At 70.2% G+C, this 12,301-nt stretch carries 14 protein-coding genes and 1 pseudogene; 3 read left to right on the top strand and 12 right to left on the bottom strand.

Annotated elements, in window-relative coordinates:
- Window positions 1-8 precede the first annotated feature (8 nt).
- The 3 genes from JHN45_RS01235 to dhaK are packed head-to-tail and all read right to left on the bottom strand — an operon-like array spanning window position 9 to window position 2,059.
- A complete protein-coding gene (locus JHN45_RS01235) occupies window positions 9-419 on the bottom strand; it encodes a PTS-dependent dihydroxyacetone kinase phosphotransferase subunit DhaM (protein ID WP_200708717.1) in 411 nt (136 codons plus the stop codon).
- Complete coding sequence (gene dhaL / locus JHN45_RS01230; protein ID WP_200708716.1) at window positions 412-1,020, bottom strand: dihydroxyacetone kinase subunit DhaL; 609 nt, start codon at window positions 1,018-1,020, stop codon at window positions 412-414. The genes JHN45_RS01235 and dhaL overlap by 8 nt, the downstream gene beginning before the upstream one ends.
- A gap of 46 nt (window positions 1,021-1,066) precedes the next feature.
- A complete protein-coding gene (dhaK, locus tag JHN45_RS01225; RefSeq protein WP_201047631.1) occupies window positions 1,067-2,059 on the bottom strand; it encodes a dihydroxyacetone kinase subunit DhaK in 993 nt (330 codons plus the stop codon).
- A gap of 299 nt (window positions 2,060-2,358) precedes the next feature.
- Here dhaK and JHN45_RS52695 point away from each other — a divergent pair, with 299 nt between their 5' ends.
- The gene (locus JHN45_RS52695) at window positions 2,359-2,520 is read left to right on the top strand and encodes a type I-E CRISPR-associated endoribonuclease Cas2 (protein ID WP_374195584.1); all 162 of its coding nucleotides are present in this window, start codon (window positions 2,359-2,361) and stop codon (window positions 2,518-2,520) included.
- Window positions 2,521-2,590: 70 nt separating this feature from the next.
- On the opposite strand, the gene JHN45_RS01220 is transcribed toward JHN45_RS52695, so the two are convergent.
- From JHN45_RS01220 to JHN45_RS01205, 4 genes and pseudogenes are all read right to left on the bottom strand, one after another.
- Window positions 2,591-3,208 (bottom strand): hypothetical protein, encoded by a 618-nt coding sequence (locus JHN45_RS01220; RefSeq protein ID WP_201047630.1) that lies wholly within the window; start codon window positions 3,206-3,208, stop codon window positions 2,591-2,593.
- A 127-nt stretch (window positions 3,209-3,335) separates the two neighbouring features.
- Complete coding sequence (locus tag JHN45_RS01215; protein ID WP_200708713.1) at window positions 3,336-3,725, bottom strand: VOC family protein; 390 nt, start codon at window positions 3,723-3,725, stop codon at window positions 3,336-3,338.
- Between the two features lie 88 nt (window positions 3,726-3,813).
- Window positions 3,814-4,046 (bottom strand): annotated as a pseudogene (locus JHN45_RS01210) (transposase); the annotation flags it as partial.
- Window positions 4,047-4,170: 124 nt separating this feature from the next.
- Window positions 4,171-5,628: a DUF2079 domain-containing protein gene (locus tag JHN45_RS01205; protein ID WP_236583057.1), complete on the bottom strand. Its 1,458-nt coding sequence runs from the start codon at window positions 5,626-5,628 to the stop codon at window positions 4,171-4,173.
- A 120-nt stretch (window positions 5,629-5,748) separates the two neighbouring features.
- On the opposite strand from JHN45_RS01205, the gene JHN45_RS01200 reads away from it, so the two are divergent.
- Both JHN45_RS01200 and JHN45_RS01195 read left to right on the top strand, forming a co-directional pair.
- Window positions 5,749-6,495: a response regulator transcription factor gene (locus tag JHN45_RS01200; RefSeq protein ID WP_201047628.1), complete on the top strand. Its 747-nt coding sequence runs from the start codon at window positions 5,749-5,751 to the stop codon at window positions 6,493-6,495.
- A complete protein-coding gene (locus JHN45_RS01195; protein ID WP_307783015.1) occupies window positions 6,488-8,107 on the top strand; it encodes a HAMP domain-containing sensor histidine kinase in 1,620 nt (539 codons plus the stop codon). Before JHN45_RS01200 ends, JHN45_RS01195 begins: the two co-directional genes overlap by 8 nt.
- Before the next feature lie 477 nt (window positions 8,108-8,584).
- Here the strand turns inward: JHN45_RS01195 and JHN45_RS01190 are convergent, their stop codons facing one another.
- From JHN45_RS01190 to JHN45_RS01170, 5 genes are all read right to left on the bottom strand, one after another.
- The gene (locus tag JHN45_RS01190) at window positions 8,585-8,974 is read right to left on the bottom strand and encodes a hypothetical protein (RefSeq protein ID WP_200708710.1); all 390 of its coding nucleotides are present in this window, start codon (window positions 8,972-8,974) and stop codon (window positions 8,585-8,587) included.
- A gap of 124 nt (window positions 8,975-9,098) precedes the next feature.
- Window positions 9,099-10,565 carry an aldehyde dehydrogenase gene (locus JHN45_RS01185; RefSeq protein WP_201047627.1) on the bottom strand — a complete coding sequence of 489 codons (1,467 nt, stop codon included), beginning with the start codon at window positions 10,563-10,565 and terminating at the stop codon, window positions 9,099-9,101.
- Between the two features lie 50 nt (window positions 10,566-10,615).
- Window positions 10,616-11,440: a mycofactocin-coupled SDR family oxidoreductase gene (locus JHN45_RS01180; RefSeq protein WP_201047626.1), complete on the bottom strand. Its 825-nt coding sequence runs from the start codon at window positions 11,438-11,440 to the stop codon at window positions 10,616-10,618.
- Window positions 11,441-11,448: 8 nt separating this feature from the next.
- Window positions 11,449-12,081 carry a histidine phosphatase family protein gene (locus JHN45_RS01175; RefSeq protein WP_201047625.1) on the bottom strand — a complete coding sequence of 211 codons (633 nt, stop codon included), beginning with the start codon at window positions 12,079-12,081 and terminating at the stop codon, window positions 11,449-11,451.
- Window positions 12,078-12,299 carry a hypothetical protein gene (locus tag JHN45_RS01170; protein ID WP_201047624.1) on the bottom strand — a complete coding sequence of 74 codons (222 nt, stop codon included), beginning with the start codon at window positions 12,297-12,299 and terminating at the stop codon, window positions 12,078-12,080. The genes JHN45_RS01175 and JHN45_RS01170 overlap by 4 nt, the downstream gene beginning before the upstream one ends.
- Window positions 12,300-12,301: the final 2 nt, after the last annotated feature.

The raw sequence follows: 12,301 nt of genomic DNA, 5'->3' as shown, positions 1-12,301 counted from the left end.
TGGGTGTCTCACACCTTCCGATAGGTGTACGCCTCCGCTGCCGCCGCCTCCACCGCGTCGAGGTCCGCTCCCGTCGACGCCGTGACGACCGCGGCCACCGCGCCCTCGACGAACGGGGCGTCCAACAGGCGCGTGCCGGGCGGGAGTTCGTCGCCCTCGGCGAGCAACGCCTTCACGGTGAGTACGGCGCTGCCCAGGTCGGTGAGGACGGCGACCCCGGCGCCGCGGTCGACGGACGCGGCAGCGGCGGCGATCAGTTCGGAACTGGTGCCGAGCCCACCGCCCTCGGTGCCGCCGGCCGGAGCGAGCGGCACGGCCGCGCCGCCGCCCGCGAGGCCCCGCGCCAACTCGGCCACGGAGGCGGCGACTTGGGCGCTGTGCGACACCAGCACGATCCCGACGAGCTTCTCGTCACTCACCGGCGGCCTCCGCGGCTTCCTGGAGCGCGGCGATCAGCAGCGCGGACGAGGTGGCGCCCGGGTCCTGGTGCCCGATGCTCCGCTCCCCGAGATAGCTCGCCCGGCCCTTGTGGGCCTGAAGGGGAGTGGTCGCCACCGCGCCCGCCTCGGCCGCGGCCCGCGCCGCGGCGAAGCCGTCCGGCAGCGCGTCGACCGCCGGGACCAGCGCGTCGATCATGGTCTTGTCGCCGGGCGCGGCACCGCCGAGGGTCATGACCGCGTCGACTCCGGTGCGCAGCGCGCCGGCGAACTCCTCCTCGGTCACCTCGGGGGCGTCCCCGAGCGCCTTGCCCGTACGGCGCAGCAGCGTGCCGTAGAGCGGCCCCGAGGCGCCGCCGACGGTCGATATGAGCTGTCGCCCGGCCAGCGTGAGGACGGCGCCGGGAGTGTCCGGCGCCTCCTTCTCCAGGGTGGCCGCCACAGCGGTGAACCCGCGCTGCAGGTTCGCGCCGTGGTCGGCGTCGCCGATGGGGGAGTCGAGGTCGGTGAGCCGTGCCGCCTCGCGGGCGACGGAGGCGGCGGTCGCCGTCATCCAACGGCGGAAGAAGTCGGCGTCGAGCACGGGATCTCCTTGCGTGGTGGGTGAGTTGGCCGAACGCGCCGACGTGTCATACGCCCCAGCGCAGTCCCGGCGTCTTCACCGGCGCGTCCCACAGCCGCAGCAGCTCCTCGTCGATCTGGCTCACGGTGACCGAGGCGCCCGCCATGTCGAGGGACGTGACGTAGTTGCCGACCAGTGTGCGGGCGACGGCGACCCCGCGCTCGGCGAGCACCCGCTGCACCTCGGCGTTGAAGCCGTACAGCTCCAGGAGCGGGGTCGCGCCCATGCCGTTGACCAGGACCAGCACCGGATTGCTCGGCGGCATGTCCTCCAGGATCGCCTGCACGGCGAAGTCCGCGATCTCGCCGGAGGTCATCATCGCCCGCCGCTCCCGGCCCGGCTCACCGTGGATGCCGACGCCCAACTCCAGCTCGCCCGGCGGCAGATCGAAGGTGGGGCTGCCCTTGGCGGGGGTGGTGCAGGCGCTGAGCGCGACGCCGAAGCTGCGCGAGTTCTCGTTGACCTGCCGGGCGATCGCCGCCACCTGGTCCAGCGGCTGCCCCTCGGCCGCGGCGGCACCCGCGATCTTCTCCACGAACAGGGTGGCGCCGGTTCCGCGCCGTCCCGCGGTGTAGAGACTGTCGGTGACGGCCACATCATCATTGACCAGCACTTTCGCGGTCCGGATGCCCTCGTCCTCGGCCAGCTCGGCCGCCATGTCGAAGTTGAGGACGTCCCCCGTGTAGTTCTTCACGATGAACAGCACCCCGGCCCCGCTGTCCACGGCCGCCGCGGCCCGCACCATCTGGTCGGGCACGGGGGAGGTGAACACCTCGCCGGGACAGGCCGCGGACAACATCCCCGGCCCCACGAACCCACCGTGCAACGGCTCGTGCCCCGACCCGCCACCGGAAACCAGCGCGACCTGCCCGGCCACGGGAGCGTCCCGCCGTACGATCACCCGGTTCTCGACGTCCACGGTCAACTCGGGATGGGCGGCAGCCATGCCCCGCAGGGCGTCCGTGACCACGGTTTCCGCGACGTTGATCAGCATCTTCATCGGTTCCTCCTGATGGCACTAGCAGATGGGGCTCTGACCTGGGGATTTGCTGGTCAGATTGCGTTGCGTCGGTTCTTGATCCTGGCGGTTCTTGGCGGTTCTTGGCGGTCGGAAACGGGTTCTGGCGGGGCGGATGCTGACTCAATGCTGACTTTGATGACGGGTCGTCAGGTGTACGGGATCGGTCGGACAAGGGACGGTGCGCGTGCCCCTGTGGCAAGTATCGACCTTGCGGCAGTGAAGGTCACGGGCTGGGATGCGCAGGCCGAAGAAGCTGGTCTTGGACGTGACCTCGGCCCGTGGCCGGCGTACACCCGGCACCGACAGAGCAGGGCTACGCGATCCGCGCAGCCGGCACGCGCCGCCGCGTCCCCATGGACTTCGACGGCCTCACCCTGATGCGCATGACCGCGACTCCGCCTGGCCCGAGCCTGGCAAATGAAGGGCAAAGCCCGCCATAACCTGCAGGTCGCGAAAGTGCTTCCCCGCCGACGCGGGGGTGAACCTCATGAAGTTTTGGTGCCCTTCCAGCTATGGAGTGTTGGGTGCAACATATATCGATCCCATGAGTCCTGCGAGGCCATCCACTTCTTTGAAGAAGCGCCTGATCATCAATGCGACATGAAGTGCAAGCATGGACAGGATGGAACCGATGGCAATCCATCTCAGTACCGCGTCCCCCGTGGACGTACCCGCTTTAGGAATCAGCAATGCGGCTGTGCCGAGCGCCAGGAGGAACACTCCCGCCTGATAGGCCCACGTGGCCACCATGCTCAGCCCGAGCCACCGCTCAAAATGCTCATTCCATATCGCCGATTCGGCTTCTGTGATCTCGCGGTCGATTTCGGTACCGGACGAGGTCCAGGTCAGGAATTCTTCACGGGAGTAGCGGAATCGCCTGGCCCTGATAGATATTTGGACGCAGGCAACAAGGGAAATAGCGGCCCATGTGAAAAGCAGCATTGACAGCGCGGGCCAGCGAAACGCCGCCGAGTCCGTGCACAGTACCCCGATGGTGGCGATTGCTGCGCCCGCCAACAGCGGCGCGGCCACGGATGTCAAGGCGTCCATGGTGGCTGGAATGCCCGGCGTCCCAGGGCGCCTCGGGCCGGCGTGCGGCAGCGGCAATGCCGGATCGTTGTCGGCCATTTTTCTCCCCTCCTGCCGACCTCGCATGCATTCGTGCGGTGCTGATAGTGCCCGCCGGGATCACATGGGGCACAGCAGCGGTTGAGGGCCGCACTCCGTGCTGGGGTGCGGCCCCCGGTGCATGTGGTTACGAGGTCCAGCCGCCGTAAGGCACGGTGATGAGTTCCATGGCGTGGCCCGCCGGGTCCATGAAGTACACGCCGCGGCCACCGTCGTTGTGGTTGATCGTGCCGGGATGCTTCCGGTAGGGGTCGGCGTAGTGCTCGATGCCGCGCCGGCTGATCTGCGCGTACGCCGCGTCGAACTCCTCCTCGGAGATCAAGAAGGCGTAGTGCTGGGGGGTGATGCTGTCCGCGGGGATCGTGGCGAAGTCCAGCGTGACGCCGTTGCTCAGGCCGACCGCGATGAACGGGCCCCACTCGGCGGTGATCTCAAGGCCCAGCAGGTTCGCGAAGAATTCTGCGGACTCCCGGTTGTCCCGGGCGTGGACGATCGTGTGGTTCAACTCGACTGACAAGGAATGCCTCCGAAGGCATGTCCCGACACCTCCATGTCTCACCCAGCCGGTGACCGACACGCGATGTCGCCGTAGATCCTAGTCGCTGTCGGCGGTAGTTGATGAGGGCTGCGGTTATACCGACGAAGGCAAGGGAGTACTCGGCCTTACGTTCGTAGCGGCGGTGCAGGCGACGGCATCCGGCGAGCCAGGAAACCGTCCTCTCGACGACCCAGCGATGCCGGCCCAGCCGGGTGGACGACTCCATGCCCTGGCCGGGTGCCGACGACGTGGGCCGCGCCGGGAGCGGACGGCCGGGATTCCGCGTGCCAGTGGCTTCAGCCCGAGAGCTCAGCAAGCTACCGAACTACTCCGCGGCAGTCCTTGCCGCCGGCGCACTCGGCGCCTTCTCGGCGGTCGCCATCGGACAGGCCCTCGACCTCGGCAGCGCAGGCCTGCGGCTCTGTCACGGCCGCCGCTGCAGGAGAACGTAGCCGTCCTGGTCCGCGACGGTCCGGTAGCGGCCGTTGTTGCGGACCTCGGACAGCAGCCTGCGGTCGTCGTCGGGTGAGATCGGCCAGCCCATCGGCTGCGCGTTGTCGTCGATGATCCACTCCGGGTCGGGACGGCTGCCCCCCAGGCCGAACACGCTGACCCGGGTGCGGTTGGTGAGCTGCGGGACCAGCCGGTTGGAGGCGGCGACGGTGGCGTTGTCCGGGATGCGGTCCATCAGCTGCCGGGCGGTCGCGAGCCGGGGGTCGGTGTGCCAGGTGGCGGGCTGCGTCAGCTGCCAGAGCGGGTACTGGGGCAGCAGGAGCACGGTGACGGCCGCGCTCGCCGCCAGCGCGTACCGCACCGGTCCGGGCCGGGTCAACGCGTCGACGAAGGCGGCGAACAGCACCGGCATCAGGACCGCGCTGTAGTGGTAACTGGTGCCCCAGTAGGCCTGGTTGTCCGACGCGAAGCGCCACAGGAGCGTCGGCAGGGCCGCCCACAGGAGCGGGGAGCGCACGGCCAGGAACCCGGTCACGGACAGCAGGGCCAGCACCGTCTGCGCCTTGGTGTCCGGGGTGACCAGCCCCACCGTGTAGTGGAGGAACAGGTCGCCGACGCCCGGTGTGGTGGACCCCGCGCCGAGCACGCTGGAGCTGTAGGCGAACGTGCCGCCGGGGTTGAACGCCGGTATCACGACCACCATCTCCAGGAAGGACCCGAGCACTCCGGCCAGGAACAGGGCACCCCCCGTCCTGCGGTCGTCGCGCTCGCCGGTGCGTGCGATCAGCAGACCTATCACCGCGACGGTCAGCCCGAGATCCTCCTTCACCAGCAGCAGCGGAAGCGCCCACAGCGCCGCGGCACGCGCCCTGCCACGGCCCACCGCCGTCAGGGAGAACGCCAGCAACGGCACCGCGAAGCACACCTCGTGGAAGTCGAACCCGACCGCCTGTGCGACACCCCAGGAGGTGCCGTAGCCGAGGCCGACCACCAGCGCCGCCCGCCGGCCGCGTACCTCCTCGGCCCACCTGGCCAGGGGTATCACCGCCACCGCGAACAGCGCGGACTGCGCCACCAGCAGGGTCACCGGCGTCGGCCAGACCCGGTACAGCGGTGCCAGCAGGGCCAGCGCGGGCGAGAAGTGGTCGCCCAGCAGCGGGAACCCCGGTCCCTTGAGCTCGGCCACCGGCAGGTGCCCGTGCGCGTAGGACCGTACCGCCTGCTCGAAGATCCCCAGGTCGTAGCCGGTGGTCAGCATGCGCTGATGCAGCCGCACGGACAGCGCCGTGTACGTCACGAAGCACACCAGGGCGAGCGACAGCGCGGTCGTCCAGCCGGGGCCGCCCCGCGCTGGCCGGGCCGTTCCGGCGACGGGCCCGTCCGCGTCGTCGCGGGACGGGGAAAGGAGCGTGGTCAGGTGGGGTGGCATGGCGTGGCCTCTCGTCCAGGGGCGGGCTCGGACACCGTGCCGGAGAGCCACTGACCGGGCCCTGACCGAACCTGACGAAGCGGTCAGGAAGCCGCCGGAAGCCTGTGTCAGGCTGGCCGGGTGAGGATTCTGGTGGTGGAGGACGAGCGCGAGCTGGCGGAGACGCTGCGCCTCGGGCTGACGGCCGAGGGCTATCGCGTGGACGTGGCCCATGACGGCCGCGAGGGCCTGTGGAAGGCCCGCACGGGTGACTACGCGGCCGTCGTGCTCGACCTGATGCTGCCGCTGCTCAACGGCTACCGGGTCTGCGCGGAGCTGCGCCGTGAGGGCATCACCACCCCCGTGCTGGTGCTCACCGCGAAGGACGGCGACTGGGACCAGGCCGAGGCCCTCGACACCGGCGCCGACGACTACGTCACCAAGCCGTTCACCTACCTGGTCCTGGTCGCACGGCTGCGCGCGCTCATGCGCCGGGCGCGGGGACCCGCCTCCCCGCTGCTGGCGGTGGGCGACCTGGTCCTGGACGTGGCGGCCAGAACCTGCCTCCGGTCGGGCGTCGTCGTACCGCTCACGCCCCGGGAGTTCGGGGTCGCCGAGGTGCTCGCGCGGCGGCCGGGCGAAGCGGTCACCAAGTCGGAGATCCTGCACCACGCGTGGCCGGACGAGGCCGAGGACCTCAACCTGGTCGAGGTCCGGGTCAGCGCCCTGCGCCGGAAGATCGACACGGCCTTCGGACGGCAGTCCCTCGTGACGGTGCGCGGGGTGGGCTACCGGTTGGTCGACGACCGCGGGGAGACGGAGGAGGACGCCGTTCCGGAACCCTCGGCCGGGCGGTGGGACGGTGCCGGACGGAACTCCGGTGACTGACGTCCCGAACGGCCGGGATCCGGATGGCCGGGATTCGAACGGGCGCCGCGCCCTGCTGCCCGCGTTCCCGTCCGGCGTGTTCCGCCGGCTGCGGCGCGCCCGCTTCTACCCCCGCTCGGTGCGGGCGCGTTCGGCGCTGGCCGCCGCCTTCGCCGCGGCCGTGCTCTTCACCTCCGGGGCCCTGCTGATGCGGCATCAGCTGTACGACGAGCGGCTGCGGGCGGCCTCGTCGGTGGCTCACCAGCAGGTCGACACTCTGCTCAGCGTCACCGCCTACGCGTCCATCGGCGGCCCCTGGGGAGCAGCGCCGTACGAAATCGTCGCCGACGACGGCGTGCTCCTGGCGTCCAGTCCCGAGCTGGAGCCGTACGAGAAGGAGGGCCGCGCGTTCCTCCCGGGCCCTGGCCGGGGCGGGAGTCTGCCCCTGTACACCAGACGTCGGTTCACGTTCCCCGCCGTGGCCGAGCCGGCGGCCCGCTCGCTGTCCGGACGGACCGTGACCACCGTCGACGGCACGGTGCCCGCCTCCTACCTGCCCGGTGAGACGCAGGGACGCGGGGTCGCCGCCGGCGCCCGGGTCGGGGTGTACGTCCTGATCGTCCCGGACGACGCCGAGCGGGCTGTCGGCCAACTCGACGGGGAACTCGTCGTGGCCGTTCCCCTCGCGACCGCGCTGGTGGCCGGGGTGGCCTGGCTGGCCACGCGGCGGGCGCTGCGGCCGGTCGAGGCGATCAGGGCACGGACCGCCTCGGTGACCGCGACGGACCCCCGCGAGCGGGTGGAGGTACCCGACACCGCCGACGAGGTGGCGGAACTGGCGCTGACCATCAACGCCACCCTGCAGCGGTTGGAGGAGGCGGCCACGGCGCAGCGTCGGTTCGTCGCGGACGCCGCGCACGAACTGCGCAGCCCGCTCGCCACCCTCCTCGCGGGGCTGGAGGTGGCCACCGCCTACCCCGACCGGGCCGACTGGACCGCCGTGGTGTCCGCGGCCGGCCGGCAGGCGCGGCGGCTGAGCGGTCTCACGGAGGAACTGCTCCTGCTGGCCCGGCTGGACGCGGGCGCCCCGCCGGCCTCCGCCGAACGGGTCGACGTGGCGGCACTGGCGGGCCGGCTCGCGGAGGAGTACGCGGAGCGCGCCGGAGGTTCCCCGAAGGTGGATCTCCTCGTCGCCGCGCCGGATACCGCGACGACAGTCTTCGCGGCACCCGGTGACCTCGAACGGATCCTCCGGAACCTGCTCGACAACGCCCTGCGCCACGCCGTCGGCCGCGTGCTGCTGACCGTGGCCCGGGACTCGGCCGCACCCGGATCGGTGCTGTGCACCGTCCGCGACGACGGGGCCGGCGTCGCGGAAGCCGACAGCGAACGGATATTCGAGCGGTTCACCCGCCTGGACGAGTCCCGCACCCGCACGGACGGCGGCACCGGCCTCGGTCTCGCCATAGCCCGCGACCTGGCGGCACGGCACGGCGGCCTGCTCGTGCTGGCGGTGCAACCGGAGGGCTCGGGGGCGTGCTTCGTCCTCCGCCTGCCCGCAGGGGACCCGATGCCGATACGTCCCCGCCCCTTCAAGGGCCGGGGACGGTCCGCCAAGTCGCAGCCACTGTGAAGGAGCGCACCGCGTAACCCCGATGCTCGACATCCCGGCCATCGGCGTCCTGCCGGAACAGCAACAGGTCGGCCATCAGCGTCCCCCTCCCGCGATCGATACAAGGGAGCAAGCGATACGGCCACAGGGGTATTCCAGATGGAGGGTGTTCCCCTCGGACCGTCTTGGTGGAGCGGAGGCGCATGCTCTGATCAGGAAGAACGTCACTGGCCAGCACGACCGAGGTGGATGGTTCCTCGACGGGTTCGACGTCGGTATCGGGCAGCGACAGGGAGCGCGAACGGGCAGGAAGCGACTTGAGGAAGCGCTGGTCACACCCCTTGGAAGCCATCGCCGATCCGGGAACAAGCCGGGGACTTTCAAGCCTGCCCCAGGGCCGGACGGCCGACGCGGCTGAGGAGCCAGTTGCCAGCCGGCTCCGGAGCTGTGTGCGTGTGCCGTCCGACTACCTTCGAAGCGATCTGTGTCCTGGCCCCGCTATGCCCGGTGCCGGGCCGTGGCCGGCTTGCGGTGGTTTGCCAGGAGGCCGCCCGCGGCGCCCAGTGAGACCAGGCCCATGCCGGCCGCGGTCGCGATGCCCTTCACGCCGTCCATGGTCAGGTAACAGGCCGCGGCAACGCCGCCGTTGAAGAGGAACAGGAACCACAACGTGGAGGACTTCGACAGGAATGCCTTGATCTTCGGCTTCTTCGCGATGCGTGATCCAGCGAGCAGCGAGACGGCGATGCCGGCGTAGGTGGCCACGTTCTTCTGGGTGCCGTCGAGGACGGTGCCGGAGGCGGTGCTCGCGACGAGGCCGCCGACGAAGAACGACCAGAGCAGCAGATCGGCGACGAGCGACTTGACGGTGGTGAGCAGCGGCTTCACGGGACTTTCCTTCGGAGTGGGGGACGCGGGAGACGCTTTCGATCTCTGGTGACTACGATTCCGTCGCCCGCTCGCCGCCACGAGGGAGTGCTCTCCCCAACCGGGGGTGGAGCCTGCTGCACCCCTACTCCGGCTGGATGATCGACACGGTCTTGTAGCGCAGGAACTCGTCGATGCCGGCCCGGCCGCCCTCCTTGCCGTAGCCGCTGAGGCCGAGGCCGCCGAAGGGGGTGTACGGGAGGTTCTGCCGGGCGCCGTTGACGTAGACGCCCCCGGCCTTCAGGCGCTCGGCGACGCGGTGGACGCGGGTGAGGTTCGTGGACTGGATGTTGGCACCGAGGCCGTACGGCGTGCTGTTGGCGAGGGCGACCGCCTCGTCCTCGGTCGCGAACTTGAACACCAGCAGGACGGGGCCGAAGACCTCCGTCTGGGCGATCTCGTGGTCGGGGTCCACGTCGACGATGATCGTGGGCTCGACGAAGTTCTTGTCGGCGAGGTCACCGCCGGCCCGGTGGCCGCCGAGGGTGATCCGCCCGGCCTTGTCCCGCCTGGCGCGGTCGAGCATTCCGCAGACCCGTTCGACGGCGGCGGCGTTGATGAGCGGACCCACCTTGACCCCGGGATCGAACGGATCGCCCATCCGGTAGGTCGCGGCGACCTCGGTGACCCGCTCGACCAACTCGTCGTAGATGTCCTCATGCGCGATCAGCCGCGTCGGCACCACACAGCCCTGCCCGGCCAGTACCCCGATGCTGTCCCGTACGGCGCGGCTCGCCACCGCGTCGAGGTCGCCGGCGTCCGGGAAAACGATGCTGCCCGTCTTGCCGCCCAACTCCAGTACGGCGGGCTTGAGTTGCTCGGCGCAGGCGTGCATGATCCGGCGGGCCGCGACGGGTCCGCCGGTGAAGCTCACCTTCTCCACCTTCGGATGGCGCACCAGGGCCTCTCCGGCCTCCGCGCCGCCGCTGAGGATGCTGCACACGCCGTCCGGTACGCCTGCCTCGCGCAGGAGTCGGGCGTACAGATGCGGTGCGAAGGGGGTGAACTCCGAGGGCTTGACCACCACGCAGTTCCCGGCCGCCAGTGCCGGGATCACCTTCATGCCCAGGGAGACGACGGGGCCGTTCCAGGTGACGATGACGCCCACGACGCCGTACGGCTCGGGTGTCGTGTAGGAGAAGTAGCCGCGGGTGTCGAGGGTCGAGAGCAGCTCGCCGGAGAGTTTGTCGCACCAACCGGCGTAGTAGCGCGTCCAGTTGATCGAGTTGTCGACGATCCGTTCGCCGAAGTGGGTCGGGGTGCCGCCGTCGAGGGCCTGGAGGTCGACGAACTCCTGGCGGTGTTCGCCCAGCAGCTCGGCGAACCGCGTCAGGACGTCGCGCCGTGCCTCCGGCGTCCAGCGACGCCAGGACTCCGCCTGCGCGGCGGCCAGTTCGACGGCCTCATTGATCTCGGTGGCGCCCGCCAGCGGGATCGACGCCTGCACCTCGCCCGTGTAGGGATTGCGATGCTCGAAGACACCGCCGGAACCGGAGTCGAGAACCTTGTCGCCGTAGCGGAGCTGAACGTGTGGAGCAGCGGTCACGGTCATGGGTGGGGTCTCCCGGAAGCTCTTGGTCTGCGGGTGCGGTGCCGCGCTGCTCAGCGGACGGCGAAGCCCGCGTCGAGGGGCAGTTGGACGCCGGTGATGTAGGCGGCCTCGTCGGACACCAGCCAGGCGACGGCGTTGGCGATGTCCTCGGCCTGGAGGATGTCGATCGGGAGGGCGTTCCGCATCTGGCTGATCGGGTTCTGCTCGCCCCTGGCGGCCTGCGCGTGGAGGGCCTCCATGGCCGGGTTCTGCGTCATGCCCGACAACACCCCTGTGGGATGAATGGTGTTGACCCGGATCCGCTCGCCCGCGTACTCGTTGGCGAGCACCTGCATCAGCCCGACCAGGCCCCGTTTCGCCGCCGTGTAGGCCTGGCCACCCGCCTTGTCGTTCGCGCCGCCTTTGAGACCGGCCACCGAACTCGTGATGACGATCGACCCGCCGCGCTGCCCGGCGCGGATCGCCGGCAGCACCACCTCGATCGTGCGCCACACGCCCGTCAGGTTCACGTCGATGATGTCGGTCCAGGTGCGGTCGCGGTCGCCGCCGGGGGAGAGCCGGATGATGCCCGCGTTCGCGAGGAGGACATCGACCCGGCCGAAGCGTTCGACGCCGTGGTCCAGGACCCGGCGCAGATCGTCGAAGCTGCGCACGTCGCCCTTCTCGGCGACGATCGACCCGCCCGCCGCCTCGACGGCCTTCACCGTCGCCCGGAGGTCGTCCTCGGTCGCGTTCGGGTAGTCCATCGACTCGATGTCCTCGCAGATGTCGAGGCCGACGATGTCCATGCCCCGGGAGGCGAGTTTCACCGCGTGCGCGCGGCCCTGACCGCGGGCGACACCGGTGATGAAGGCGACCTTCCTGCCTGACTCCATGGCAAGTCCTATCTGTAGCTGACGAGTTGAGGAGGCAGGTGGGAGTGCTCGTTGAAGGTGACGAGTGTGCGGCCCCGGCTGCCCACGACAACTTTCGTGACCCCGCTGTTGACCGCCACGCGGTTGAGCGCGGACCACTGCTGCTCGCCACCGCCGAGCAGTGTCGCCGCGACCCACCCGATCACTCCCGCGCTGGTGAAGACGACGGCGGTCTCGCCCGAGGCCGACTCGGCGGCCAGCGTGCGGAACGCGTCGTCGACCCGCTTCGTGAACGCGGGGAACGGCTCCGTGTATTCGTGGTCGTGCAGTCCCGAGGACCATCGGGGAATGGCCCGGTCGAGCGGCTCGGCATCGGGGGCGTCGACCCTGCGACGGGTCGCGACGACGTCTTCGTGGTCGAACTCGTTCCACGCCTCGTCGACCTCCACGACAGTCGACCAGTTCGACGCGAGGCGGGTGCAACGGGCGGTCTGTTGTTGGCGGTTGAGGCGGCCGGTCAGAATCCGGGTCGCGGAGACACCGCGTCTGGAGAATTCCGTCCCGAGCAGCTCGGACTGGCGTTCACCGATGTCGGAGAGCACGTCGTAGTCGGCCGCGCCCACCGATGCCTTGCCGTGTCGGACGAAGAGGATCACGCTCATCGCCGCGCCTCCGTAGTGGATGTGTGGAGTCGGGCAAGTCGCAGTCCCTCGGCCTGAGTTGCCGACTGTACGTTCCAGGTGCCGCAGGAACACCAGCACCGGTAGCGATCCCCGTCGGGGACGACGGCCTGGCCGTCGCACGAACCCCCGCTGTTCGCCACGCTCGTCAGGAACTCGAGGGGCTTCTCCTCCAGCGCGCTTTCGTAGTCGTCGCTCATGA

The sequence above is a fragment of the Streptomyces sp. MBT53 genome (assembly GCF_016654115.1).
GTDB lineage: Bacteria > Actinomycetota > Actinomycetes > Streptomycetales > Streptomycetaceae > Streptomyces.
The sequence above is the reverse complement of the archived record's forward strand: the minus strand, read 5'-3'. Positions and strand labels throughout refer to the sequence as shown.